The organism is Mycobacterium sp. 3-98, assembly GCF_035918355.1.
Lineage (GTDB): Bacteria > Actinomycetota > Actinomycetes > Mycobacteriales > Mycobacteriaceae > Mycobacterium > Mycobacterium intracellulare.
Map to the genome: position 1 here is coordinate 2,108,085 of NZ_CP142360.1, position 25,817 is coordinate 2,133,901.

Sequence of the window (25,817 nt, forward strand, 5' to 3'; positions counted from 1 at the left end):
GGTGGCGGTCGATCTCACCCAACGGTTGGCGGGCCGGGTCGCCGTCGTCACCGGCGCCGGCGGCGGCATCGGGCTGGCCTCGGCGCGGCGGATGCGCGCCGAGGGCGCCACCGTCGTGGTCGCCGACGTCGACCACGACGCGGGCGCCGCCGCGGCCGACGAGCTGTCCGGCCTGTTCGTGCCCACCGACGTCGCCGACGAGGACGCGGTCAACGCGCTGTTCGATACCGCGGCGCAGGCCTACGGCCGCGTCGACATCGCGTTCAACAACGCCGGCATCTCACCCCCCGACGACGATGTCATCGAGAACACCGAGCTGCCCGCCTGGCAACGCGTCCAGGACGTCAACCTGAAGTCGGTGTACCTGTGCTGCCGGGCGGCGTTGCGGCACATGGTTCCCGCGCGGCGCGGCTCGATCATCAACACCGCGTCGTTCGTCGCCGTCCTGGGGTCAGCGACGTCGCAGATCTCCTACACCGCGTCCAAGGGCGGGGTGCTGGCCATGTCGCGGGAGCTGGGGGTGCAGTTCGCCCGGCAGGGCATCCGGGTGAACGCGCTGTGCCCCGGGCCGGTCAACACCCCACTGCTGCAAGAGCTTTTCGCCAAGGACCCCGAACGTGCCGCGCGCCGGCTGGTGCACGTGCCGGTGGGCCGCTTCGCCGACCCCGGCGAAATCGCCGCGGCCGTCGCGTTTTTGGCGAGCGACGACGCGTCGTTCATCACGGCGTCGACGTTCCTGGTCGACGGCGGCATCAGCTCGGCCTACGTGACTCCGCTCTAACGGCGGCACCCACCGGCCCCGACCACGCGGGCGCCTTCGCCCGCCGGTCCCCGCCCAGGCCTTGCGCGGCGGACGCGGCCGTCGTCCAGCTGCGCGGCACCGACAGCGCGCCCAGCGACACCCCGCGGCCCACGCGCGCGTTCACCCCGTCGACGGCGGCCGGCCTGGGGAACAGTGTGCGCAGCGCCGCCGCCTTGTTCATCGAATTCAGGTGGCCGATCGCGAAATCCGACGGCGCGGTCAGCGAATTCAGCTTCGACAGCGACGGTGTCACCGAGGAAAGGGACGCCTCGAACGTGGTCCGCGATGCCGACGACAGGTGCTCGAGCGCGCCGGGAATGGCCGACATCACGCGGCGGCCGGCCGATATGACGTCGGGCGCCGCCTTCAACAGCCAGCTGTCTGCGCGCGCACCGGCGTCGGAAGGCGGAGGGGTGAACGGGGCCAACGTCGCCGCGCCGGCGGCGGCGTCGGCGTAGGCGTACATGGCGCCGGCGTTGCGCGCCCACATGGCGTCGTAGTCGGTGTCGACGTCCGCGATTGCCGCGCTGTGCTGGCCCAGCCAGTTCGCCGACACCAGTGCCGTGCGGCGCGCGCGGTTGCCCGCGATCGCCGGTGGGGGCACCGTCGCCGCGAACGCCGCCTCGTGCGCCCCGGCCGCCGCGCCCAGCTGCACGGCCGCCTCCTGGCTCCGTGCGGCGTTGGCGTCCAGCCAGTCGACGTAGCGGGCGGCCTCGCGCAGCGCCGAGGGCGCCGGGCCCTCCCATTGCGCCGCCAGCTTCGCGGTCACCGCCCGGTAGTCGGCCGCCGCGGTGCAGAGCCGCGCGGCAAGCTTGTCCCACGCCGCGGCGGCCGCGACCATCGATCCCGCACCGGGACCCGAATACATCAGCGCGGAGTTGATCTCCGGGGGCAGCGTCGCGAAATCCATTACAGCCTCCGCCGGGGGCGGGCGGTGTGGTTGATGCTCGAAAACATTGGGGGCGTCCTTCACGAGATAGACACGGGAGATATGAGCCCTGTCGCGCGAATGCGCGGCGTGCGGCGATCAGACGCGGGCGATGCAGAGCCGGGTCAACGTATCTCGGTCGGTGGCAATGATTGCGGGAGAACGGGATTGGGCGTGGTCGGGCGCCGCCCGCACCGGGCCGAACGTCGTCGGCGCCGGTGACAGGGCCACTTGCGCTGACGAACGGTTCCAGGTTTGGGGCCGTTCCTTCGTCATCCACATGCTGTGGAACGGCTTCTTGTTGGTGTTGTCCGCCGGTGCCGGCGACTCCCACGCGGCCGGCGCCGGGCGGCCGACGGCGGAGTGGAGGCCCCGGGGGAGCGCATGCGCGCCGACCCCGGCGGCCGGGCCGGACCAGGCGGCAGGCTCGGGCAGGCTGGACGCGGCGAACTGAGGCCGCAGCGACGAACCGGCTATCAGGGCGATGAACACACCCAGGGCTGCGACGATCGCGGTGGCGGGCCGCCACCGCCGAGTCTGACCGCCAACCCGGAACAACACAGTGCGCCGAATGTACAACGTGAATCGTGGTAAACCGGTCGGAACGAGCTGTGAAGTCGGTCCGAATCCACGGTCGGTGCAGCTAGGGGCGGAAAACGATGAGCGGGATCGCCATCTCGGCCGGGCTGGCTCCGCCGTGGAAACCGATCAGGCGGGAGGCTTCCGGCGGCTCGTGCGCGCTGGCCAGCACCGCCGTGTCGCCCGAGCAGACCACCACCACGTCGCCCAGCCGCTCCAGGTGCGGCGCGGCGACCGGCCCGAACATCCCGGTGCCCACCGCCTGCTCGCGGCTGTACACGGTCGCCCGGCCGCCGAGCACCTCGGCCCACGCGGCCCGCACGTCGGGCGCGGCGCCCGGCTCGGTGTGCAGGTAGCGGACCCGGGGCTCGCCGGCGACCACCCGGACGCCCCGGGCCAGCCGGGCGTCGGCGTCGAGGTCGATGCGGGCCTCCGGCGGAACGTTGAGGCCGCCGTGGTCGGCGGTCACCAGCAGCGCCGCGTTCGGCGGCAGCGCCTCGAGCAGGCGCGAAAGCAGCGTGTCGACGCTCGCCGCGGCCGCGTGCCACTGCTCGGAGCCGACGCCGAAGACATGGGCCGCGGTGTCGAGTTCGGCGGTGTAGCCGTAGACCAGTCCGGGCGCCGAGCGCAGGTCGTCGACCACCAGCTGGGCGTAGTCGTCGGCGGGGCCGGCCGGGCGGAATTCCGCGCCGCGGTACGCGGCCTCGGTCAGCCCACTGCCGAGGAACAGCGCCGGCAGCACCGCGCGGGCGCTGACGCCGGCCTCTTTGAGCCGCTGAAACCAGGTCGGCACCGGCTGCCAGACGGCCGGGGAGGGATCGTCGCGCCACCGGACGTGGTTGAGCACGGTCTCGGTGCCCGGCACCCGCAGGGTGAAGCCCAGAACCCCGTGCTCGCCGGGCGCCGCACCGGTGCCCAGGGACACCAGGCTGGTCGGCGTGGTCGACGGGAAGGTGCACTCCAGCCGGGTCAGCCGGCCGGTGGCGCCCCCCAGCACGGAGGCCAGCAGCGGCGCGCCGCCCGCCAGCTGCGGAAGCAGGTGCCAGCCCAGCCCGTCCACCAGCACGACGAGCACCCGGTCGATCCGATCGGAGCCGGCCCGCTCCGTCACCGCCAGGGTGTCGACCGCGCCCGGAACGCCGAGCAGGGCGGCCGCGGCGGGCAGCACGTCGCGCAGGGAACCGGGCACCGGGCCAGTCTGACGTCGAAGCTAGACGCGCGCCAGTCGCCGGTCGGTCACCGCGTGGCCCCCTCCCGCGCCGTCAGCACCGAGAGTGCGGCCTGTCCCAGCGACGGTCCGCCGCCGTTCGGCGGCACGGTGCGGTGGGTGAGGACCTCGAAACCGTTGCGCTGCAATAAGTCACGGCAGGCGCGCGTCAGCAGAACGTTCTGGAACACCCCGCCGGTGAGCCCCACCAGCCGGGTGTCGCCGGCCACCCGCGCCACCACGTCGGCGACCGCGTCCGCGACCGCGAGGTGGAACGCCGCGGCCAGCACCGCGCGCGGCGTCCCGGCGTACAGCGCCGCGACGATCGTCTGCACCATCGGCACCGGATCGATCACCCCGTCGGGGCGCACCGCCAGCGGCAACGACGGCCGGGGCCGCCCGGGATCGCAGCCCGCCGACTCCGCCAGCGCCTCGAGCTCGACCGCGGCTTGCCCCTCGTAGTCGATGCGATGCCGCACGCCGAGCAGGGAAGCGACCGCGTCGAACAGCCGTCCCATGCTCGAGCACGGCACACAGCCCGTCCCGGTCTCCAGTTGCGAACGGACCAGGCGCAGTGCGTCATCGGTCGCGGCGGCGACGGGCGCCAGATCCGGGGTCCAATCGATGTCGGCCGTCCATAACTGGGACAGCGCCATCCGCCACGGTTCGCGCACCGCCGCATCGCCGCCGGGCATCGGCACCGGCCGCAGGTGGCCGACCCGGACGAACTGCCGGCTCCGGGCGCCCAGCGCCAAAATCTCTCCGCCCCAGATCGTTTCGTCACCGCCGTTACCGGTGCCGTCGAAACAGACCCCGACGATGGGTTCGCCGATGCGCCCGCGCTCGGCCAGCAGCGACACCACGTCGGCGCGGTGGTGCTGAACGAGATCCAGCGGCCCCCCTGGTGCCGGGCACATGGTTCAGTACCCGTCTTCGGCCGCGGGTAGTGCCGCCCCGTGCAACGCCGCGACGATCTCTTCGACCGCCCGCGCCGCCCGGGGGACGGCCTTGGCGACCGGTTCGGTCAGCCCGATGCCTTCCTGGACGCTGCCGGCCTCGCACCCGACGACGACGGTGTAGGGCGGACGGCCGCCCAGCGCCCGCAGGCTGGCGAAGACGGCGGCGGGGTCCATGCTGTGTCCGTCCAGACCGCTTGTCCGCGAGGGTGTTTCGTGATCGGCCTGGAAGACGTGCAGCGTGCCGGGATGGCCGCGGCTGGGTACGGCGTCGACGAGGACCAGCGTGTCCCACTCCTCGAGCAGGTCATAGGCCAGGTGCATCCCCCTGATTCCGTAGTCGATGACCTGGACCATCGGATCATCTTGCGGCAGTTCGGCATTGCGGACCACTTCGGAGCCGAATCCGTCATCCCCCAGGAAGCTGTTGCCGATCCCGGCTACCAGGATGCGGGCTGTCATGCCGGCACCGCAGTCCGCCGGCTTTGATCGTCCGCCTCGCGCCACTGCACCGGCCGTGCTGAAGTTCCCGTCGGCTGCACCGGGCGATCCGCCATGGCCGTCACCCCCCGACCGTGTCGACGGTGCGTTCCGTGATACCCCTCGAACTTCGAATCACGGTGCCGTGCACACGCGACGCGGCGCCCGAGACCTTGCCCGCGCAGAACACGGGTCAACGGTGGTGCTGTCTGGACTGCCGCTTCCGTTGGCATGCTGCAGCTTTCCGGAGCCGGGCCGGGGCTCCTGCACCGCCGGAGTCGACCGTCGGCCCACTTGCGCGGCGCTGTTTTTTGGGTCTACTCCCGCTGCCGAGCGTTGTCAACGCTTCGCGCGCCTCGCACGCCCGCGCCCGGTGAGCCGCTAGGTCGCGGATTCGGCCCCCAGGTCGGTGGGGCCCCACTTTTCCTCGATGCGGCCGTAGCGCCAGACGAGCAGGGCCACCGCCCAGGTGACGACGAACATGCCGACGACGACGTAGCCGACCGCGTTGAGGTCCAGCCCGCCGATCCAGGTCCAGAAGGCGCCCCGCCAACCGAATTGGTCGGCGAACAGGACGAGCAGTTCGACGCTCCCGATCAGCAGGGCGACGGCCACCGACAGCGCGGTGATGGTGATGTTGTAGTAGATCTTGCGCACCGGATTGGAAAACGCCCAGCCGTAGGCGAAGTTCATGAACGAACCGTCGATGGTGTCCAGCAGGCACATGCCCGCGGCGAACAGCACCGGCAGGCAGATGATGGCGTACCACGGCAGCCCGGCGGCGGCGCTGGTGCCGGCGAGCACCAGGAGTGCGATCTCGGTGGCGGTGTCGAAGCCCAGCCCGAACAACAACCCTATCGGGTAGCAGTGCCACGACTTGGTGATCGACTTGGTGAGCCGGCCGAGCACCCGGTTCATCAGTCCGCGGCTCTGCAATTGCCGCTCCAGCTCGGCCCCGTCGGTCTCGGGGTCGAATTCGCCGCGGCGCAACCGCGCGAACACGCGCAGGATGCCGGCCAGGACGATGAGGTTGAGAAGGGCGATCGCATACAGGAAGACGCCGGAGACGCTGGTGCCGATCAACCCGGTGTAGTGGTGCAGCGTCGAGGAGTCGTCCTCGACCGGCCCGACGACCGTTTTCACCCCGCCCGCCAGCAACAGCGCCAACGCGAACACCACGGTGGAGTGGCCCAGCGAAAAGAAGAAGCCGACGGCCAGCGGGCGCTGCCCGTCGTTCATCAGCTTGCGGGTGGTGTTGTCGATGGCGGCGATGTGGTCGGCGTCAAAGGCGTGTCGCATACCCAGCGTATAGGCCGTCAATCCGATCCCGACACCAAAAGCTTTGCCGCCCAAGCTGTATTGGGCCGGTGCCACCAAGAACACCAGGGTGAGCCAGCCGAGCAGGTGCAGCCCGACGATGGACGCGAGCATCGCGGCCAGCCGCCACCACTCCGCTGTGGTCAGGGCGCCGAGAAGTCTGGTCACCCGTGACGGCCGCCGGTCGATCTCGGTGCTGGCCACTGGGGTCCTTCCGGCGCGTCCTTGCGGTATCGGGCTGAGAACAACCGGCCACGACTGTAAGTTCCCCGCCGCGCCGGATGCAAGTGAAGCGCGGATTCTTGGCCCTCGACACTGAACCGCTCACGCCCGAGCCGCCGCCGAGGTCAGTGCAGACCCAGTAGCGCGTTCTCCACCACCTCGGCCAGGGCCGGATGAATCCAGTATTGCCCGCGGGCCGTCTGCAGGGCGGTCAGCCCGAAGCTCATCGCCTGGATCAACGGCTGGATGATCGACGAGGCCTGATCACCCATGATGTGCGCACCCAGCAGGCGGCCGGTGCCGCGCTCGGCGACGAGCTTGACGATCCCGGTGGTGTCCTCGGCCGCCCAGCCGTAGGCGACGTCGCCGTAGTTCTGGATCTTCACCGAAATCTTGAAACCCTGTGCGATGGCCTGGTTTTCGGTCAGCCCGACGGAGGCGATCTGGGGATCGGTGAAGACCGCCGCGGGCACGTAGCGGTGGTCGGTGGCGGCCATGGCTTCGGTGTCGTCCCAGTCGCACAGCAGGTTGTGCTGCACGACGCGCGCCTCGTGGTTGGCGACGTGCTTGAGCTGATACGGCGAGGAGACGTCGCCGAGCGCGAAAACGCCACGCGCCGTGGTCCGCTGGTACTCGTCGACGACCACCAGGCCGTCGGTGACGGTGACGCCGGCCTGCTCGGCGTCGAGCAGATCGCCGTTGGGCACGCGGCCGGTCGCCACCAGCAGCGCGTCGGCGTTCACGGTGCGACCGTCGTCGAGTTGCACCGCGACACCCGAACCCTGGTTTTCGGCGCCCACGACATTGCGGTGGGTGTGCAGCTCCCACTTGCTGGCCGCGATGCGGGTGAAGCGTTCGCCGACGACGTCATCGAGGTGCCGCAGCAATGTGGAGCCCCGGACCACCAGGGTGACCCGCGAGCCCAGGGAGGAGAAGGTGTGGGCGAATTCGGCTGCGACGAAACCGCCGCCGACGATCACCAAATGCTCGGGCAGTTCGGGGATTCGCATGATCGTGTCGCTGGTGTGGTACGTCGCGCCACACTCGAGGATCGCGGGCGGGACCACGGCGCGCGCCCCCGCCGCGATCACCACCTGATCGGCCGTGAACTCGTCGCCGGCGTCGGTGCGCAACAGGTAGCGCCCGTCGGGTTGAACCGCGCCGAACCGGGTGTGCTGTTTGTATACATCGATATTGGGCGCGGCGTTGCGATAGTCCTCGCCGCTGACCCCGATCGGGTCGATGCGCCCGAACACGCGCGAGACGATGTCGTCCCAGCGCACCCGCTCGATGCGGGCGTCGATGCCGTAGCGCGCCGCCTCCCGGATGCTCTGGGCGACCTCGGCGGCGTAGACGAACATCTTGGTCGGGATGCACCCGACGTTCAGGCACGTGCCCCCGAACGTGCCCTGTTCGCAGATGGCCACCCGTTTGTCGGCGAAGCGTTCATCGAGAATGCTGTTGCCCGAACCGGTTCCGATGATCGCGACGTCGTAGGTCTCCACACCGTCACCCCCTTCCGAACGACGCCGGGGCGTCGCTGTTGTTGGTGGGCAGGTACTCGTCCAGCCAGAGATCCAGTTCCCGATAGGCGACGTCGCGCGGGCCCTCCAACGACAAGAACACATCGTGCTTGGCATCGACCACCGGGACGATGGTGCTGCGGTTTCCGACACAGCCTGCCCACCTGGCGATCTGGGTGACGTCGAGAACGGCGTCGCCGCACCGCATGGGCTCCGGGTCCGCGGTTTCGCGCACGCTGTGGTCCGAGCGCAGGATCAGATTCGGCACGCCGACGTCGAGGCCGCGGTGCAGCCGGGCCTGGCCGCGGCGGACGGCGTGCAGCCAACCGAAGGTGATCGGGAAGCCACCCACGGGTTTCCACTGCAGGTTGTAGTCGAATTGCCCGCCATAGTCGCGGTGCAACGTGGTGCCGTAGCCGCCCTCACCCGGCGACCTGGCCACGCCCTTGGACCGCACCCGCGACAGACCCCCGAGCAGCGCCACGGTCGCCGAATGCCGCAGGATGGCCGGGCCGGGCAGATCCAAAAACGGGCTGTTGAGCACCAACCCGCCGATGTCGGCGTGCGCGTCCGGGTTGCGGCGGCGCAACCGATCCAGCCACAACGACACGATGAGCCCGCCCGCGGAATGCCCGTACACCAGCACGTCGCGGGCCTGCGCGCGCACGACGTCCAGGGCGTGCTCGAGTTCGGTGTCGTAGTTGGCGAGGTCGGTGACGAAGTGCGGCGTCTGGCCGTCGCGCCGCGACCGGCCGCACTTGTGAAGGTCCAGCGCGTAGAAGGCGAAGCCGCGCGCGGCGAAATGGTCGGCCAGCTCGGTGTGGAAGAAGTAATCGGTGTAGCCGTGCACCGCCAGCACCGCGCGCCCGGCCGGGCCCGCCTGTGCCGGCCCGCGCCGGATCAGGGTCGCGACGATGTCGCTCTCACCGGCGGGATCGCGGCCGAGCGCGATGGTGCGCTGCCAATATCCGGGGAGGACATCGGGCACCCAGCCAGTCACGAGGCAAGCTTAGCTTTTGCTGGGCACGGGGAGCCGCACGTCGTTCGCGCCCACTTTGCCTCGGGATAACCTGGGGATCGGCCCAGTCGAGGGAAGGACCAGCAAGCCGGTGTCATCGCTAGCCACAACCGCGCGGACGGACGTCGTGCTGGTGGGCGCGGGCATCATGAGCGCGACGCTGGGCGCGTTGCTGCGCCGGCTGCAGCCGGAGTGGTCGCTGACCTTCGTCGAACGCCTCGACGCCGTCGCCGCGGAAAGCAGCAGCCCCTGGAACAACGCCGGCACGGGGCATTCGGCGCTGTGCGAGCTGAACTACACCCCGCAGCGCGCCGACGGCTCGATCGACATCAGCAAAGCGGTGCGCGTCAACGAGCAGTTTCAGGTGACCCGCCAGTTCTGGGCTCACGCCGTGGAGAACGGCATCCTGACCGATCGGAGCTTTTTGACCCGGATCCCGCACGCGAGCTTCGTGCGCGGGGCGCAGCGCGTGGACTATCTGCGGCGGCGCCGTGACGCGCTGGCGGCCAACCCGCTGTTCGCCGGCATCGAATTGATCGAGGACCCGGGCGAGTTCGCCCGCCGGCTGCCGTTGATGGCCGCCCATCGCGACTTCTCCACGCCGACCGCACTCAACTGGGCCGCCCACGGCACCGACGTCGACTTCGGTGCGCTGTCGCGCCAATTGGTCGGATTCTGTGTGCGGGGCGGCGCGACGGCCCTGTTCGGGCACGAGGTCCGCAACCTGACCCGCGGGTCCGACGGCGGCTGGACGGTGTCGATCCGCAATCGCCGCACCGGTCAAAAGCGCCGCTGTCACGCCAAATTCGTCTTCGTCGGGGCCGGCGGCGACGCGCTGCCCCTGCTGCAGAAGTCCGGCATCAGCGAGGTCAGGGGTTTCGCCGGATTCCCGATCGGTGGCCGGTTCCTGCGCGCCGACAAGCCGGCGCTCACCGCCGCGCATCGGGCCAAGGTGTACGGGGCGCCCGCGCCCGGCGCACCGCCCCTGGGGGCGCTGCATCTGGACCTGCGCTACGTCAACGGCAAGCCGTGGCTGGTGTTCGGCCCGTACGCCGGCTGGTCACCGAAGTTCTTGAAACACGGGCACTTCACCGACCTGCCCCGCTCGGTGAAGCCGCACAACCTGGCCTCCCTGCTCGGGGTCGGCGCCACCCAGCTGACGCTGCTTCGGTACCTGCTCGGCCAATTGCGGCTCTCCGAGCCGGACCGGCTGCGCATGCTGCGCGAATTCGCGCCCACCGCAGCGGGTTCCGACTGGGAGTTGACCGTGGCCGGTCAGCGCGTGCAGGTGATCCGGCGCGACAGGCGAAAGGGCGGGGTGCTCGACTTCGACACCACGGTGGTGGGGGCCGCCGACGGAAGCATCGCGGGTCTGCTCGGCGGCTCGCCCGGGGCGTCGACCGCGGTGCCGATCATGCTCGACGTGTTGCAGCGGTGCTTTGCCAACCGTTTTCAGTCGTGGTTGCCCGCGCTCAAGGAGATGGTTCCCTCTTTGGGGGCGTCGCTGTCGGACGAGCCGGCGCTCTACGACGAGGTCTTTTCGTGGGGAACGAAGGTACTGGGGTTGGATGTCAATGACTGAAGCACTGCGGCGTATCTGGGCCAAAGACCTTGATGCCCAGACACTTTACGAGCTGCTCAAGTTGAGGGTGGAGGTGTTCGTCGTCGAACAGGCGATCCCGTATCCCGAACTGGACGGCCGTGACCTCCTCGCCGAAACCCGGCACTTCTGGCTGGAGACGGCCGACGGCGAGGTGATCTGTACGCTGCGGCTGATGGAGGAGCACGCCGGAGGCGAGAAGGCGTTCCGCATCGGGCGCCTGTGCACCAAGCGCAGCGCCCGTGGCCAGGGCCACACCACCCGGCTGCTGCGCGCGGCCCTGGCCGAGGTGGGTGACTACCCGTGCCGGATCAACGCGCAGACCTATCTGGCCGACATGTACGCGCAGCACGGATTCGTGCGCGACGGCGACGATTTCGTCGACGACGGCGTCCCGCACGTGCCCATGCTGCGGCCGGGCTCCGGTCTGGCGGCCAAGCCGTGAGGCCCTACCCGTTCAGCGCCATCGTCGGGCACGACCAGCTGCGTCTCGCCCTGCTGTTGTGCGCCGTGCGCCCTGAGATCGGGGGCGCCCTCATCCGCGGCGAGAAGGGCACCGCCAAGTCGACGGCCGTGCGCGGCCTGGCGGCGCTGCTGTGCGCGGCGACCGGCAGCGATTCCGGCCTGGTCGAAATGCCGCTCGGGGCAACCGAAGACAGGGTCATCGGCTCGCTGGATCTGCAGCGGGTGCTGCGCGACGGCGAGCACGCTTTTTCCCCGGGCCTGTTGGCCCGCGCGCACGGCGGGGTGCTCTACGTCGACGAGGTCAACCTGCTGCACGATCATCTCGTCGACGTGCTGCTCGACGCCGCGGCGATGGGGCGGGTGCACATCGAACGCGACGGCATCTCGCATTCGCATGAGGCGCGGTTCGTGTTGATCGGCACCATGAATCCCGAAGAGGGCGAACTGCGTCCGCAGCTGTTGGACCGCTTCGGGCTCACCGTCGACGTGCACGCCTCACGCGACGTCGACGTGCGGGTGCAGGTCATCCGGCAGCGAATGGCGTATGAGGCCGACCCGGACGGCTTCGCGGAGCGATACGCCGCCGCCGACGCCGAGCTGGCCCGGCGCATCGCCGCGGCCCGCGCGCTCGTCGACGATGTGGTGTTGCCCGACAACGAGTTACGGCGCATCGCGGCGCTGTGCGCGGCGTTCGATGTCGACGGCATGCGCGCGGACCTGGTGGTGGCCCGCACCGCCGTCGCCCACGCCGCCTGGCGCGGGGCGCCCACCGTCGAGGAACAGGACATCCGGGTCGCCGCCGAGCTGGCGCTGCCGCACCGGCGCCGCCGCGACCCCTTCGACGATCCGGGGATCGACCGCGACCAGTTGGACGACGCCCTGGCGCAGGCCGGCTCCGAGCCGGACCCCGAGCCCGACCCGCCCGGCGGCGGTCAAACGCCGGACACCGAACAGGCTGGGCCACAACGAGACTCGGGGGACAGCACCACGGCGCAGCCGCCTAAGTCCAAGCCCAGCGCGCCTCCGTCGAAAACCTTCCGCACCCGCGCGCTGCGCGTCCCCGGGGTGGGGGAGGGCGCGCCCGGGCGGCGGTCGCGGGCGCGCAACGCCAGCGGCAGCGTCATCGCCGCCACCGACGGGGACGACACCAGTTGCGGCGGGCACGGACTGCACTTGTTCGCCACGCTGCTGTCGGCCGCCGAGCGCGCCGGGGCCGGGCCGCTGCGGCCCGGGCCCGACGACGTGCGCCGCGCCGTGCGCGAGGGACGCGAGGGCAACCTGGTGATCTTCGTGGTGGACGCCTCGGGTTCGATGGCCGCCCGCGACCGGATGGCGGCGGTCAGCGGCGCCACGATGTCGCTGCTGCGCGACGCCTACCAGCGCCGCGACAAGGTCGCCGTGATCACCTTCCGGCACCAGCAGGCGCAATTGTTGCTACCGCCGACCTCCTCGGCCCACATCGCCGGGCGGCGACTGGCCCGCTTCGACACCGGCGGCAAGACGCCGCTCGCCGAAGGCCTGCTGGCCGCGCGCGAGCTGATCGTCCGGGAGAAGGCGCGCGACCGGGCCCGCCGCGCCCTGGTGGTGGTGCTCACCGACGGCCGGGCCACCGCAGGACCGGATCCGTTGGGCCGCACCCGATCCGCGGCGGCCCGGCTGGTGGCCGAAGGCGCCGCCGCGGTGGTCGTGGATTGCGAGACGTCGTTCGTGCGGCTGGGCCTGGCCGAGCAGCTGGCCCGCCAACTCGGCGCACCCGCCGTTCGGCTGGAGCAGCTGCACGCCGATTCGTTGACGCGTGCGGTACGCGACGTCGCGTGAGAAAGGTAACCCGTTATGCCGCAAGGAGTTCCAGTCCAGGTTCCCGATGACGGCCTGACCACCCGGGCGCGACGTCACACGCCGGTGCTGGCGGTGCACACCGGCGCCGGCAAGGGGAAGTCGACGGCGGCGTTCGGAATGGCGTTGCGGGCCTGGAACGCCGGGCTTTCCGTCGCGGTGTTCCAATTCGTCAAGAGCGCGAAGTGGAAGGTCGGCGAGGAGGCGGCGTTCGCCGCGCTCGGCGACGTGCACGAGCAACACGGCGCCGGCGCGCCGGTCGAATGGCACAAGATGGGTGCCGGCTGGTCCTGGACGCGCAAGGCGGGCAGCGACACCGATCACGCGGCGGCCGCGGCCGACGGCTGGGCCGAAATCGCGCGCCGGCTGGCCGACCAGCGCCACGACTTCTACGTGCTCGACGAGTTCACCTATCCGCTGAAGTGGGGCTGGGTCGACGTCCACGAGGTGGTCGAGGTGCTCGCGGCGCGGCCCGGCCACCAGCACGTCGTCATCACCGGACGCGACGCCCCGCGGCCGCTGATCGATGCGGCCGACCTGGTCACCGAGATGACCAAGCTCAAGCATCCGATGGACGCCGGGCGCAAGGGGCAGAAGGGCATCGAGTGGTGAGTGTTCCCGCCATGGTCATCGCCGCACCCTCGTCGGGCAGCGGAAAGACCACCGTGGCAACGGGTTTGATCGGCGCTTTGCGCCGGGCGGGTCACACCGTCGCGCCGTTCAAGGTGGGCCCGGACTTCATCGATCCCGGCTATCACGGCCTGGCCGCAGGCCGGCCGGGCCGCAACCTCGACCCGGTGCTGGTCGGGGAGGGCCTCATCGGCCCGCTGTACGCGCACGGCGCCGCCGGCGCGGACATCGCGGTGATCGAGGGCGTGATGGGGCTGTTCGACGGGCGGATCGGGCCGTCCGCCGCCACCCCCGCCGCCGGATCGACCGCCCACGTCGCCCGCCTGCTGGGCGCACCCGTCGTGCTGGTCATCGACGCGCGCGGTCAAAGCCAGAGCATCGCCGCGCTGCTGCACGGCTTTTCGACGTTCGACACCGCCACGCGGGTCACCGGCGTGATCCTGAACCGGGTCGGCTCGACCCGCCACGAGCAGGTGTTGCGGCAGGCCTGCGAGCAGGCCGGTGTCCCGGTGCTGGGGGCCATCCCGCGGGCGGCCGAATTGGAGCTTCCCACAAGGTATCTGGGGCTCGTCACCGCCGTGGAGTACGGCCGCCGGGCCCGGCAGGCGGTCGACGCGATGACCGCGTTGGTCGCCGCCCACGTCGACCTGGCGTCGGTGATCGCGGTCGCGCGGGCCCCGGCGGCCGGGGAGCCGTGGGATCCGGCGGCGGCGGTGGGGGAGTCGGCGCGGCGGCGCGCCACCGTGGCCGTGGCGGCCGGGAAGGCCTTCAGCTTCGGCTACGCCGAGCACCCGGAGCTGCTGGCGGCCGCCGGCGCGGACGTCGTCGCATTCGATCCGCTCAGCGACGCGTTGCCCGACGGCAGCGATGCGGTGTTGCTGCCCGGCGGCTTTCCCGAACAGTTCACCGCCGAGCTGTCCGCCAACGAGGTCGTGCGCCGGCAGATCAAGGAGCTGGCCGCCGCCGGGGCGCCCGTGCACGCCGAGTGCGCCGGGCTGATCTACCTGGCCGCCGAACTCGACGGCCACCCGATGTGCGGCGTGCTGGCCGGACGGGCCCGGTTCACCCCGCAGCTGACGCTGGCCTACCGCGACGCCGTCGCCGTGGCCGATTCCCCGCTGTACACCGCGGGCCAGCGGGCCGTCGGGCACGAATTCCACCGCACCGCAGTCACATTCAGCGACAGCTACCAGCCAGCATGGATGTACCGGGCGTCCGACGCCGACGACGCCGACGATGCCGGCGGGGCCGTGCGCGACGGCGTCGTGCACGCCGGCGTGCACGCGTCGTATCTGCACACCCACCCGGCCGCCGCGCCGGAGGCGGTGGCGCGCTTCGTCGCCCACGCGGCCCGGCGAGCGGGTTCGCGGACGTAACGTCACGGCGAAAAATCCGGCCGAACTTCGCCGCGGCGTTACGCGCGCGATGCCAAGGCCACGAACCACTAAGCTTGCCGGGTGACTGAGAGCGCCTACCTCGTAGGGCTGCGGCTGACCGGTAAGAAGGTCGTCGTCGTGGGCGGCGGCACCGTCGCCCAGCGCCGGCTGCCGTTGCTCATCGCCAGCGGCGCCGACGTCCACGTCATCTCCCGCAGCGCCACCCGGTCGGTCGAGGCCATGACCGGAATCACCCTGGCACTGCGCGAATACCGCGACGGCGACCTCGACGGCGCCTGGTACGCGATCGCGGCCACCGACGACCCGCGCGTCAACGAGGCCGTGGTCGCCGAGGCCGAAAGCCGCCAGATCTTCTGCGTCCGGGCGGACATCGCCGTCGAGGGAACCGCGGTGACGCCAGCGTCTTTCAGCTATGCGGGGCTGTCCGTCGGCGTCCTGGCCGGCGGCGAGCACCGGCGTTCGGCGGCGATCCGCTCCGCCATCCGGGAGGCGCTGCAGACCGGGGTCATCACCCCCGAGGGCCCGGTGGGCTCCGACGCCGTCAAGGGCGGCGTGGCGCTGATCGGGGGCGGTCCCGGCGACCCCGAACTGATCACCGTGCGCGGGCGCCGGCTGCTCGCCCAGGCCGACGTCGTGGTCGCCGACCGCCTCGCGCCGCCGGAACTGCTCGCCGAACTGCCCCCACACGTGGAAGTCATCGACGCCGCCAAGATCCCGTACGGGCGGGCGATGGCCCAGGACGCCATCAACGACGTGATGATCGAACGCGCCCGGGCCGGAAGCTTCGTGGTGCGCCTCAAAGGGGGGGACCCCTTCGTCTTCGCCCGCGGCTACGAGGAGGTGCTCGCGTGCGCCGAGGCCGGGATCCCGGTCACCGTGGTGCCGGGTGTGACAAGCGCCATAGGGGTGCCCGCACTGGCGGGTGTCCCCGTCACCCATCGGGCGATCAACCACGAGTTCGTGGTGGTCAGCGGCCATCTCCCACCCGGGCATCCCGAATCGTTAGTGAATTGGGATGCGCTGGCCGCGATGTCCGGCACGATTGTTTTGCTGATGGCCGTCGAACGCATCGAACTTTTCGCCGAAGCCCTTTTGGCAGGCGGTCGACCAGCGGATACGCCCGTGCTTGTCGTTCAGCACGGAACGACGGCCGCTCAACACACTTTGCGGGCCACCCTCGCCGACACGCCCGAAAAGATTCGCGCCGAGGGGATCCGACCTCCCGCGATCATCGTGATCGGCGCCGTGGCGGCTTTCGGGGTTTAAACGCTTCTTAAGATTACTGTAAGGTAACCCTTTATGACGGCTCTCAACGACTCAGAGCGCGCTGTCCAGAACTGGACGTCTGCACGCCCCGATCGTCCGGCCCCGGTGCGCACGGCGGAGACCGCCGCAAAGCCCCCGGCGGAGACCGCCTCCAATCGCATCAGCAAGTACTACCCGGCGTGGCTGCCCTCGCGACGTTTCATCGCGGCCGTCATCGCCATCGGCGGTATGCAGCTGCTTGCGACGATGGACAGCACCGTCGCGATCGTCGCGCTCCCCAAGATCCAAAACGAGCTCAGCCTGTCCGACGCCGGCCGCAGCTGGGTGATCACCGCCTACGTGCTGACATTCGGCGGGCTGATGCTGCTCGGCGGGCGGCTCGGCGACACCATCGGGCGCAAGCGCACCTTCATCGTCGGTGTCGCCCTGTTCACCATCTCCTCCGTGCTGTGCGCCGTCGCCTGGGACGAGGCGACCATGGTCATCGCCCGGCTGTCGCAGGGCGTCGGGTCGGCCATCGCCTCGCCGACGGGCCTGGCGCTGGTGGCGACCACCTTCCCCAAGGGACCGGCGCGCAACTTCGCGACCGCGGTCTTCGCCGCGATGACGGCCGTCGGCTCGGTGATGGGCCTCGTGGTCGGGGGAGCGCTCACCGAGGTGTCGTGGCGGCTGGCGTTCCTGGTGAACGTGCCGATCGGCCTGGTGATGATGTATTTGGCCCGCACCGCGCTGCGCGAGACCAACCGCGAGCGGATGAAGCTGGACGCCACCGGCGCCATGCTGGCCACCCTGACGTGCACCGCCGCGGTGTTCGCCTTCTCGATGGGGCCGGAAAAGGGGTGGGTTTCGATCACCACCATCGGTTCGGGTGTGGTGGCGATGCTCGCCGGGCTGGGCTTCATCATCGTGGAGCGCACCGCCGAGAACCCCGTCGTGCCGTTCGATCTGTTCCGCGACCGCAACCGCCTGGTCACGTTCACCGCGATCTTCCTGGCCGGCGGGCTGATGTTCAGCCTGACCGTGTGCATCGGCCTGTACGTGCAGGACATCCTCGGCTACAGCGCGCTGCACGCCGGCGTCGGCTTCATCCCGTTCGTCATCGCGATGGGGATCGGCCTCGGCATCTCCTCGCAGCTGGTGTCGCGGTTCTCGCCGCGGGTCTTGACCATCGGCGGCGGCATCCTGCTCTTCTGGGCGATGCTCTACGGCTGGGCGTTCATGCACCGCGGCGTCGCCTACTTCCCCAACCTGGTGTTGCCGATCGTGGTCGGCGGGATCGGCATCGGCATGGCCGTCGTGCCCCTGACGCTGTCGGCCATCGCCGGTGTGGGTTTCGATCAGATCGGTCCCGTCTCCGCGGTCACGCTGATGCTGCAGAGCCTGGGTGGCCCGCTCGTGTTGGCCGTCATCCAGGCCGTGATCACTTCGCGGACACTGTATTTGGGCGGCACCACCGGCCCGGTGAAGAACATGACCGACGCGCAGCTGCAGGCGCTCGACCACGGCTATACCTACGGCCTGCTGTGGGTGGCCGGGGTGGCCGTCATCGTCGGCGGTGCGGCGCTGCTCATCGGCTACACACCCGACCAGGTCGCGCACGCGCAAGAGGTCAAGGAAGCGATGGACGCCGGGGAGCTGTAGCTCGCTGACCCTCCGCGAGAGTGCAGCTACCTACGTCCTACTCGGGAAACGCGTCGCTGGTTGCAGTCTCGGGCTGCCGGATACCGGGCCCCGCGTCACCGCTAGGCTAGCCCGCTGTGATCACCCGGATGTCCCAGCTGTTTTTGCGCACGTTGCGCGACGATCCCGCCGACGCCGAAGTCGCCAGCCACAAGCTGCTGATCCGGGCCGGCTACATCCGGCCCGTCGCGCCCGGGCTGTACAGCTGGTTGCCGCTGGGCCTGCGGGTGCTGCGCCGCATCGAGGGCATCGTCCGCGAGGAGATGAATGCCATTGGCGGGCAAGAGATCCTGTTTCCCGCCCTGCTGCCCCGCGCGCCCTACGAGGCAACGAACCGGTGGACCGAATACGGCGACTCGGTGTTCCGGCTCAAAGACCGCCGCGGTAACGACTACCTGCTGGGCCCGACGCACGAGGAGTTGTTCACCCTGACGGTCAAGGGCGAATACAGCTCCTACAAAGACTTTCCGGTCCTGCTCTACCAAATCCAGAACAAGTATCGCGACGAGGCGCGGCCGCGCGCCGGCATCCTGCGCGTGCGGGAGTTCCTGATGAAGGACTCCTACTCGTTCGACGTCGACGACGCCGGGCTCAAGGCCGCCTACCACGCGCACCGCGAGGCCTATCAGCGCATCTTCGCGCGCCTGCAGGTGCGCTACGTCATCGTCTCGGCGGTCTCCGGCGCCATGGGCGGCAGCGCCTCCGAGGAGTTTCTGGCCGAAAGCCCGGTCGGCGAGGACACCTTCGTGCGCTGCCTGGAGTCCGGCTACGCGGCCAACGTCGAGGCCGTCGTCACCTCGCGCCCGGAGGCGCAGCCGATCGACGGGCTGCCCGAGGCGGTGGTCCACGACACCGGCGACACCCCGACCATCGCCACCCTGGTGGACTGGGCCAACACCGCCGACCTGGGCCGCACCGTCACCGCGGCCGACACACTGAAGAACGTCCTGCTCAAGGTGCGCGAGCCCGGTGGGGACTGGGAGCTGCTGGCCATCGGGCTACCCGGCGACCGTGAGGTCGACGACAAGCGGCTGGGCGCGGCGCTCGAACCGGCCGAATACGCGATGCTCGACGACGCCGACTTCGCCAAGTACCCCTTTCTGGTGAAGGGATACATCGGCCCGAAAGCGTTGCGCGACAACGGTGTTCGCTACCTGGTCGATCCACGCGTGGTGGACGGCACCAGCTGGATCACGGGGGCCGACGAGCCTGGCCGGCACGTCGTCGGGCTGGTCGCCGGCCGCGATTTCACCGCCGACGGCACCATCGAGGCCGCCGAGGTGCGCGACGGGGACCCGTCACCGGACGGCGCGGGCCCGCTGGTGTCGGCGCGCGGCATCGAGGTCGCGCACATCTTCCAGCTCGGCCGCAAATACACCGACGCCTTCACGGCCGACGTGCTCGGCGAGGACGGCAAGCCGGTGCGCCTGACGATGGGCTCCTACGGCCTGGGCGTCTCGCGGATGGTGGCCGTGATCGCCGAGCAGCACCACGACGAGCTGGGGCTGCGGTGGCCGTCGTCGGTCGCGCCCTTCGACGTCCACCTGGTGATCGCCAACAAGGACGACCGGGCCCGCACCGGGGCCACCGAGCTCGCCGGCGAGCTCGACCGGCTGGGCGTCGACGTGCTGCTCGATGACCGCCAGGCGTCACCCGGCGTGAAGTTCAAGGATGCCGAGCTGTTGGGCGTGCCCTGGATCGTGGTGGTGGGGCGCGGCTGGGCGGACGGCGTGGTGGAACTGCGCGACCGCTTCGGCGGGCAAACGCGCGAACTGGCGACGGGGGCGTCGCTGGCCGCCGACATCGCGGCGGCGCTTGAGACGGGCTAGTCGTTGCCGCCCGGGAAGCTCGTCGTGATCGGCCAGGCGCCCAACACCCGGTTCCACCGGGCGGCCATGACCGCGCTTTGCACCAGCGCCGTCGAAGCGAACGCCCGGTCCTCGGCGGTCTCGGCGTGTTCGGCGACAACGCGCCACGCGCCGGCGCCGTCGTTCTCCATCCGCGCGGCCAGCCGCGCCGCGTCCGCCGGGCTGCCGACCACCAGGGGCAGCTGGTAGCCGGCGGCGGCCACCGGGGCGGTGACCTTGCGGGCGGTCAGCATCGCGATGACGTCGTCGCGGCGCTGCCGGTGCTGCTCGAGCGCCTCCACCACCATGCCGTTGACGCTGGGCGGCGACATGGCCGAGACGATGCCGTAGCCGTAGATCGTCGAATGTTCGATGGCCAGCGCGTCGGACAGCGCGGCGTTGTCGGCGTCCTTCCCCGAGCTCATATCGACGGCCCCCCGGGCACCAGCGCCACGGTGTAGGACGCCGTGCAGGACGCGGCGATCGAGGCGAGCAGCCCGGCCCGGTAGCCGGATTCGGTGCCCACCAGGCGAGCGGCGCTGTCGGCCGAGGCGTGCAGCGCGTTGATCACGTCGGCCACCGGCGGCGGGGGAGGCGGGGGACCGGCCGGCTCGGCCTGACTCGGGCTGGGCGTTTCGCTCGACGACGGCGCGGCGAGCTTGCCGGCGGCCCGCGCGATCTCGGTGGACAGCGCGCGGGCGTGCGCGGCGCGCTGGCTCGCCACCACCGTCAGCGCGGCGGCGACCTGCGGGGGGTTCCCGACGGCCGAGGCGGCGGCACTCGCCAGCGCGCTGTCGTGGCGCGCCTGGTCCAACGGGCCCAGCAGTTGTTCGACGGGCGGGGGCTTGGGCGCGGACTTTCCGCACGCGGACACCACACCGAGCGCGGCCAAAGCGACGCCGCCGGAGAGGACGTCTCGCCGGTTGACGAACGGAACTGCGCTAGGCACAAGCACATCCTGCCACCGGTGCGTCGGCGGGCACGAAGCCAGCACGCGATCGCGCCGCCATCCGCGATTCCTGGCGTATCGTGGATAGCTGGTTCTCGCAGAGGACAGCCAGCACGTTCTCCGCCGGGACACCGGAAGCCGGACGCGAAGCCATCGCGGCGGCGACATCCGCCAGATGACCGGACAACTCAAGATGAGGAGCTCGCCGTGACCACCGGGCTACCGTCGCAGACGCAGGTGATCGAGCTACTCGATGCAGAGTTTGCGCGCGCGGGATACGAGATCGAAGACGTGGTCATCGACGCACGCACCCGGCCCCCACGCATCACGGTGATCGCCGACGGCGACGACGGCCTCGACCTGGACACGGCCGCCACGCTGTCACGCTCGGCGTCGGCGCTGCTCGACGATCTGGACACCATCGGCGACCACTACGTGCTCGAGGTCTCCTCGCGCGGCGTTGACCGCCCCCTGACCAGCGCGAAGCACTTCCGCCGCGCCCGCGGCCGCAAGGTCGACGTCACCCTCTCCGACGGATCGACGCTGACCGGCCGCATCGGCGAGACGAACGAGGACGCCGTCGCGCTGGTGGTTCGCACCGGCCGAGACTGGGCGATCCGCGAAATCTCGCTCGGTGATGTCGTCAAAGCTGTTGTCCAGGTGGAGTTTTCGCCCCCTGCCGACGCCGAACTGGCACTGGCGAAGCGTAGCGATGAGAAGGAGCGGTGCTGATGAACCGCGCCGGCGACGATGCAGAGCGTAGCGATGAGAAGGAGCGGCGCAGATGAATATCGACATGGCCGCACTGCATGCGATCGAGGTGGATCGGGGCATCTCGGTCAACGAGCTGCTCGAGACCATCAAGTCCGCGCTGCTCACCGCCTACCGGCACACCGAGGGCCATCAGAACGACGCGCGGATCGAGATCGACCGCAAGACCGGCGTCGTCCGGGTGATCGCCCGGGAGACCGACGAAGACGACAACGTCATCAGCGAATGGGACGACACCCCCGAGGGCTTCGGGCGCATCGCCGCCACCACCGCACGTCAGGTGATGCTGCAGCGATTTCGCGATGCCGAGAACGAGCGCACCTACGGTGAGTTCTCCACGCGTGAGGGCGAGATCGTCGCGGGCGTGATCCAGCGTGACAGCCGGGCCAACGCGCGCGGCCTGGTGGTGGTGCGGATGGGCACCGAGACGAAGGCGTCCGAGGGCGTGATCCCGGCGGCCGAGCAGGTCCCCGGCGAAAGCTACGAACACGGCAATCGCGTGCGGTGTTACGTGATCGGGGTGACCCGCGGGGCCCGGGAGCCGCTGATCACGCTGTCGCGCACCCACCCCAACCTGGTTCGCAAGCTGTTCTCCCTGGAGGTGCCCGAGATCGCCGACGAGTCGGTCGAAATCGTGGCCGTGGCGCGCGAGGCCGGCCATCGCTCCAAGATCGCGGTGAAGTCGAACCTGCCCGGCCTGAACGCCAAGGGCGCCTGCATCGGCCCGATGGGTCAGCGGGTCCGCAACGTGATGAGCGAGCTCTCCGGCGAGAAGATCGACATCATCGACTACGACGAGGACCCGGCCCGCTTCGTCGCCAACGCGCTGTCACCGGCCAAGGTGGTCTCGGTGTCGATCATCGACCCGTCCGCCCGCGCCGCCCGGGTGGTCGTCCCCGACTTCCAGTTGTCACTGGCCATCGGCAAGGAGGGCCAGAACGCGCGGCTGGCCGCCCGGCTCACCGGCTGGCGCATCGACATCCGCGGGGACTCGCCCGGCGGGCATCCGGAGAACGAGCCCGAACACGGCGCCACCCACGGAATGGCCCACGACCGCTAGGGCGCGCCCGCACATCCTCGGGCGGTGCTGACCATCGATCCGGTGACGCTAGACTATTTCTGATCCAGCGTGAGCCTTCGGCCTCCGAAACCCAGAAGGGCGCACCGACACATGGGTGGACCCGTGCGGACGTGTATCGGGTGCCGAAAGCGAGAGTTGGCCGTCGAACTGCTTCGCGTGGTGGCTGTGCCGACCGGGAACGGCGAATTCGCCGTGATCGTTGACACAGGCAGTCGCCTGCCGGGGCGGGGTGCGTGGCTGCATCCCGTGCCGCACTGCGCACAACAGGCGATCCGGCGGCGGGCTTTCACCAAGGCGCTGCGCATCACCGGTTCACCGGACACCTCCGCGGTGGTCGAGCACATAGAGTCGCTGAGTGCGCCCGATCGCCCGGCAACAGAACAGGTAGCAAAGAACATGAGCACACCGTGAAGTCCCGATGACAATGTGTCATAGCTAAACCCGAGGCGCGGCCCCACGACTGTCGCCTCATAGACAGGAGATGTAGTGGCAGGTAAGGCCCGCGTACACGAGTTGGCTAAGGAACTCGGTGTCACCAGCAAGGAAGTCCTCGCCCGACTGAATGATCAGGGCGAATTCGTCAAATCCGCATCGTCGACGGTAGAAGCGCCGGTCGCTCGCCGGCTGCGCGAGTCCTTCGGGGGCGGCAAGCCCGCGGCCGAGAAGGCCCCCGCGAAGGCCGCGAAAGGCGACGCCAAGGCGTCCGCCAAGGCCCCCGACAAGTCGCTCGACGCGGCCCTCGACAACGCGATCAACAAGCCCGCCGGCAACGGCGAAGCGACCGCGACGCCGGCCCAGCCCGGTGGCGCGGCGCCCGCTGCCGCCGCCCAGGCCTCCGGCGCCGCGCCGAGCGACGCCCCGGCGCGACCGGGGCCGGCCCCCGCGCGCCCGTCGGCGCCGTCGCCAGGGCAGCCGAAGCCGCCCGCTCCCGGCCAGGCGCCGCACCCCGGCATGACGCCGGGCCCGCGCCCCGGCCCCATCCCCAAGCCCCGCGCCCCGCGCGTCGGCAACAACCCGTTCTCGTCGGCGCAACCCGTCGACCGGCCCATCCCGCGCCCGGCGGCGCCGCGTCCCGGAGCGCCCCGCCCGGGCGCGCCGCGGCCCGGCGCCTCCCCGGGCAACATGCCACCCCGGCCCGCCGGCGCCGCCGGACAGGGCCGCCCGCCGCGCCCCGGCGCCCCGCGGCCCGGCGGCGGCCGGCCCGGTGGTCCCGGCGGTCGTGACGGGGGAGGCGGCAACTACCGCGGCGGTGGCGGCGGAGTCGGCGCCCCACCCGGAGGCGGCGGCGGTTTCCGCGGCCGGCCCGGTGGCGGCGGCGGCCGTCCCGGCCAGCGCGGCGGTGCGGCCGGCGCGTTCGGCCGTCCCGGCGGCGCGCCCCGGCGTGGCCGCAAGTCGAAGCGGGCGAAGCGCGCCGAGTACGAGAACATGCAGGCCCCGGTCGTCGGCGGTGTGCGGTTGCCGCACGGCAACGGCGAGACGATCCGGCTGGCCCGCGGCGCGTCGCTCTCCGACTTCGCCGACAAGATCAACGCCAACCCGGCCTCGCTGGTGCAGGCGCTGTTCAACCTCGGTGAGATGGTGACGGCCACCCAATCGGTGGGCGACGAGACGCTCGAGCTGCTGGGCAGCGAGATGAACTACGTCGTCCAGGTCGTCAGCCCGGAGGACGAGGACCGCGAGCTGCTCGAGTCCTTCGATCTGACCTACGGCGAGGACGAAGGCACCGAGGAAGACCTGCAGACCCGCCCGCCGGTGGTGACCGTGATGGGTCACGTCGACCACGGTAAGACCCGGCTGCTGGACACCATCCGTAAGGCCAACGTGCGCGAGGCCGAGGCGGGCGGCATCACCCAGCACATCGGCGCCTACCAGGTGTCCGTCGAGCACGACGGCGACGAGCGGCCGATCACCTTCATCGACACCCCGGGTCACGAGGCGTTCACCGCCATGCGTGCCCGCGGCGCGAAGGCCACCGACATCGCGATCCTGGTGGTGGCCGCCGACGACGGTGTCATGCCCCAGACGGTGGAGGCCATCAACCACGCGCAGGCCGCCGACGTGCCCATCGTGGTCGCGGTCAACAAGATCGACGTGGAGGGCGCCGACCCGGCCAAGATCCGCGGCCAGCTCACCGAATACGGTTTGGTGGCAGAGGATTTCGGTGGCGAGACGATGTTCGTCGACATCTCCGCCAAGCAGGGCACCAACATCGACGCGCTGCTCGAGGCGGTCCTGCTGACCGCCGACGCCGCCCTGGACCTGCGGGCCAACCCCGACATGGAGGCCCAGGGTGTCGCGATCGAGGCGCACCTGGACCGCGGCCGCGGGCCGGTCGCGACCGTGCTGGTGCAGCGCGGCACGCTGCGCGTCGGCGACTCGGTGGTCGCCGGCGACGCCTACGGGCGCGTGCGCCGCATGGTCGACGAGCACGGCGACGACGTCGAAGAGGCGTTGCCGTCGCGGCCCGTGCAGGTCATCGGGTTCACGTCGGTGCCCGGCGCCGGTGACAACCTGCTGGTCGTCGACGAGGACCGCATCGCCCGCCAGATCGCCGACAAGCGCAGCGCGCGCAAGCGCAACGCGCTGGCGGCCCGCTCGCGCAAGCGGATCAGCCTGGAGGACCTGGACTCGGCGCTGAAGGAAACCAGCCAGCTGAACCTGATCCTCAAGGGCGACAACGCCGGTACGGTCGAGGCGCTCGAAGAGGCCCTGATGGGCATCCAGATCGACGACGAGGTGGCGCTGCGCGTCATCGACCGCGGCGTCGGTGGCATCACCGAGACCAACGTCAACCTGGCGTCGGCGTCGGACGCGGTGATCATCGGCTTCAACGTGCGGGCCGAGGGCAAGGCCACCGAGCTGGCCAACCGCGAGGGCGTGGAGATCCGCTACTACTCGGTGATCTACCAGGCGATCGACGAGATCGAGAAGGCCCTGCGCGGCATGCTCAAGCCGATCTACGAGGAGAACCAGCTGGGTCGCGCCGAGATCCGGGCGATCTTCCGGTCCTCCAAGGTCGGCATCATCGCCGGCTGCATGATCAGCTCCGGCGTGGTGCGGCGCAACGCCAAGGCCCGGTTGCTGCGCGACAACGTCGTGGTCACCGAGAACCTCACGATCAACTCGCTGCGACGCGAAAAGGATGATGTGACCGAGGTCCGCGAGGGCTTCGAATGCGGTATGACGCTGGGCTATTCCGACATCAAGGAAGGCGACATCATCGAGTCCTACGAGCTGGTCCAAAAGGAACGGTCGTGACCCGG

22 protein-coding genes and 1 pseudogene are annotated in these 25,817 nt (G+C 70.6%); 13 read left to right on the forward strand and 10 right to left on the reverse strand.

The features are described 5' to 3' along the window. Nucleotide 1: 1 nt before the first annotated feature. Nucleotides 2-781, forward strand: a complete 780-nt coding sequence (locus QGN30_RS10375) for a 3-oxoacyl-ACP reductase (RefSeq protein ID WP_014385437.1) — start codon at nt 2-4, stop codon at nt 779-781. Here QGN30_RS10375 and QGN30_RS10380 read toward each other — a convergent pair. From QGN30_RS10380 to QGN30_RS10415, 8 genes and pseudogenes are all read right to left on the reverse strand, one after another. Next, nucleotides 753-1,712: a PPE family protein gene (locus tag QGN30_RS10380; protein ID WP_038536960.1), complete on the reverse strand. Its 960-nt coding sequence runs from the start codon at nt 1,710-1,712 to the stop codon at nt 753-755. The two genes, QGN30_RS10375 and QGN30_RS10380, sit on opposite strands and share 29 nt — an antisense overlap. Before the next feature lie 117 nt (nt 1,713-1,829). After that, a complete protein-coding gene (locus tag QGN30_RS10385) occupies nt 1,830-2,291 on the reverse strand; it encodes a hypothetical protein (protein ID WP_014380670.1) in 462 nt (153 codons plus the stop codon). Nucleotides 2,292-2,373: 82 nt separating this feature from the next. After that, nucleotides 2,374-3,498 carry an alkaline phosphatase family protein gene (locus QGN30_RS10390; protein ID WP_014380669.1) on the reverse strand — a complete coding sequence of 375 codons (1,125 nt, stop codon included), beginning with the start codon at nt 3,496-3,498 and terminating at the stop codon, nt 2,374-2,376. Nucleotides 3,499-3,545: 47 nt separating this feature from the next. Further along, nucleotides 3,546-4,412: pseudogene (locus QGN30_RS10395) on the reverse strand (Kae1-like domain-containing protein); the annotation flags it as partial. A gap of 24 nt (nt 4,413-4,436) precedes the next feature. Continuing rightward, entirely contained in the window at nt 4,437-4,934 is a 498-nt protein-coding gene (locus tag QGN30_RS10400; protein ID WP_009955396.1) for a hydrogenase maturation protease, read from the reverse strand. Nucleotides 4,935-5,333: 399 nt separating this feature from the next. Beyond that, the gene (locus tag QGN30_RS10405; RefSeq protein ID WP_009955395.1) at nt 5,334-6,473 is read right to left on the reverse strand and encodes a HoxN/HupN/NixA family nickel/cobalt transporter; all 1,140 of its coding nucleotides are present in this window, start codon (nt 6,471-6,473) and stop codon (nt 5,334-5,336) included. Between the two features lie 143 nt (nt 6,474-6,616). Further along, entirely contained in the window at nt 6,617-7,996 is a 1,380-nt protein-coding gene (mtr, locus tag QGN30_RS10410) for a mycothione reductase (RefSeq protein WP_009955394.1), read from the reverse strand. 4 nt (nt 7,997-8,000) lie between these two features. Next, nucleotides 8,001-9,014, reverse strand: a complete 1,014-nt coding sequence (locus QGN30_RS10415) for an alpha/beta hydrolase (protein ID WP_009955392.1) — start codon at nt 9,012-9,014, stop codon at nt 8,001-8,003. A gap of 166 nt (nt 9,015-9,180) precedes the next feature. Between QGN30_RS10415 and mqo the strand changes: the two genes are divergently transcribed. The 8 genes from mqo to QGN30_RS10455 all read left to right on the forward strand — a co-directional run bounded on the left by mqo (nt 9,181) and on the right by QGN30_RS10455 (nt 19,735). Then, entirely contained in the window at nt 9,181-10,614 is a 1,434-nt protein-coding gene (mqo, locus tag QGN30_RS10420) for a malate dehydrogenase (quinone) (RefSeq protein ID WP_050782799.1), read from the forward strand. Next, on the forward strand, nt 10,607-11,077 hold the full coding sequence (locus QGN30_RS10425; protein ID WP_008258755.1) for a GNAT family N-acetyltransferase: 471 nt from the start codon (nt 10,607-10,609) through the stop codon (nt 11,075-11,077). The genes mqo and QGN30_RS10425 overlap by 8 nt, the downstream gene beginning before the upstream one ends. Beyond that, on the forward strand, nt 11,074-12,915 hold the full coding sequence (locus QGN30_RS10430) for a magnesium chelatase subunit D family protein (protein WP_095562846.1): 1,842 nt from the start codon (nt 11,074-11,076) through the stop codon (nt 12,913-12,915). Before QGN30_RS10425 ends, QGN30_RS10430 begins: the two co-directional genes overlap by 4 nt. A gap of 15 nt (nt 12,916-12,930) precedes the next feature. Then, nucleotides 12,931-13,545: a cob(I)yrinic acid a,c-diamide adenosyltransferase gene (gene cobO, locus QGN30_RS10435; RefSeq protein WP_009956278.1), complete on the forward strand. Its 615-nt coding sequence runs from the start codon at nt 12,931-12,933 to the stop codon at nt 13,543-13,545. Between the two features lie 11 nt (nt 13,546-13,556). Beyond that, nucleotides 13,557-14,939: a cobyrinate a,c-diamide synthase gene (locus QGN30_RS10440; protein WP_416366875.1), complete on the forward strand. Its 1,383-nt coding sequence runs from the start codon at nt 13,557-13,559 to the stop codon at nt 14,937-14,939. A gap of 81 nt (nt 14,940-15,020) precedes the next feature. Continuing rightward, entirely contained in the window at nt 15,021-16,226 is a 1,206-nt protein-coding gene (gene cobA, locus QGN30_RS10445; protein ID WP_009953420.1) for a uroporphyrinogen-III C-methyltransferase, read from the forward strand. 33 nt (nt 16,227-16,259) lie between these two features. Beyond that, nucleotides 16,260-17,867 carry an MFS transporter gene (locus tag QGN30_RS10450; protein WP_026071284.1) on the forward strand — a complete coding sequence of 536 codons (1,608 nt, stop codon included), beginning with the start codon at nt 16,260-16,262 and terminating at the stop codon, nt 17,865-17,867. 116 nt (nt 17,868-17,983) lie between these two features. Next, the gene (locus tag QGN30_RS10455; protein ID WP_201368393.1) at nt 17,984-19,735 is read left to right on the forward strand and encodes a proline--tRNA ligase; all 1,752 of its coding nucleotides are present in this window, start codon (nt 17,984-17,986) and stop codon (nt 19,733-19,735) included. Here QGN30_RS10455 and QGN30_RS10460 read toward each other — a convergent pair. After that, nucleotides 19,732-20,178: a ferritin-like domain-containing protein gene (locus QGN30_RS10460; protein ID WP_008258734.1), complete on the reverse strand. Its 447-nt coding sequence runs from the start codon at nt 20,176-20,178 to the stop codon at nt 19,732-19,734. The genes QGN30_RS10455 and QGN30_RS10460 overlap by 4 nt on opposite strands. Then, nucleotides 20,175-20,702, reverse strand: a complete 528-nt coding sequence (locus tag QGN30_RS10465) for a hypothetical protein (RefSeq protein ID WP_014380661.1) — start codon at nt 20,700-20,702, stop codon at nt 20,175-20,177. The genes QGN30_RS10460 and QGN30_RS10465 overlap by 4 nt, the downstream gene beginning before the upstream one ends. 207 nt (nt 20,703-20,909) lie before the next feature. Between QGN30_RS10465 and rimP the strand changes: the two genes are divergently transcribed. From rimP to infB, 4 genes are all read left to right on the forward strand, one after another. After that, nucleotides 20,910-21,434 carry a ribosome maturation factor RimP gene (gene rimP / locus QGN30_RS10470; protein WP_225346133.1) on the forward strand — a complete coding sequence of 175 codons (525 nt, stop codon included), beginning with the start codon at nt 20,910-20,912 and terminating at the stop codon, nt 21,432-21,434. Nucleotides 21,435-21,486: 52 nt separating this feature from the next. Beyond that, entirely contained in the window at nt 21,487-22,533 is a 1,047-nt protein-coding gene (gene nusA, locus QGN30_RS10475) for a transcription termination factor NusA (protein WP_009955964.1), read from the forward strand. A 156-nt stretch (nt 22,534-22,689) separates the two neighbouring features. After that, nucleotides 22,690-22,965 carry a YlxR family protein gene (locus QGN30_RS10480; protein ID WP_009955965.1) on the forward strand — a complete coding sequence of 92 codons (276 nt, stop codon included), beginning with the start codon at nt 22,690-22,692 and terminating at the stop codon, nt 22,963-22,965. A gap of 75 nt (nt 22,966-23,040) precedes the next feature. Then, entirely contained in the window at nt 23,041-25,812 is a 2,772-nt protein-coding gene (infB, locus tag QGN30_RS10485) for a translation initiation factor IF-2 (protein ID WP_095580347.1), read from the forward strand. Nucleotides 25,813-25,817: the final 5 nt, after the last annotated feature.

Excerpts from the sequence above, each read along its gene's own strand:
- QGN30_RS10450 (WP_026071284.1), top strand. The coding sequence starts at position 16,260 with ATGACGGCTCTCAACGACTCAGAGCGCGCTGTCCAGAACTGGACGTCT.
- mqo (WP_050782799.1), top strand. The coding sequence starts at position 9,181 with ATGAGCGCGACGCTGGGCGCGTTGCTGCGCCGGCTGCAGCCGGAGTGG.
- QGN30_RS10460 (WP_008258734.1), bottom strand. The coding sequence starts at position 20,178 with ATGAGCTCGGGGAAGGACGCCGACAACGCCGCGCTGTCCGACGCGCTG.
- QGN30_RS10440 (WP_416366875.1), top strand. The coding sequence starts at position 13,557 with ATGGTCATCGCCGCACCCTCGTCGGGCAGCGGAAAGACCACCGTGGCA.
- QGN30_RS10425 (WP_008258755.1), top strand. The coding sequence starts at position 10,607 with ATGACTGAAGCACTGCGGCGTATCTGGGCCAAAGACCTTGATGCCCAG.
- nusA (WP_009955964.1), top strand. The coding sequence starts at position 21,487 with ATGAATATCGACATGGCCGCACTGCATGCGATCGAGGTGGATCGGGGC.
- QGN30_RS10400 (WP_009955396.1), bottom strand. The coding sequence starts at position 4,934 with ATGACAGCCCGCATCCTGGTAGCCGGGATCGGCAACAGCTTCCTGGGG.
- QGN30_RS10380 (WP_038536960.1), bottom strand. The coding sequence starts at position 1,712 with ATGGATTTCGCGACGCTGCCCCCGGAGATCAACTCCGCGCTGATGTAT.
- cobO (WP_009956278.1), top strand. The coding sequence starts at position 12,931 with ATGCCGCAAGGAGTTCCAGTCCAGGTTCCCGATGACGGCCTGACCACC.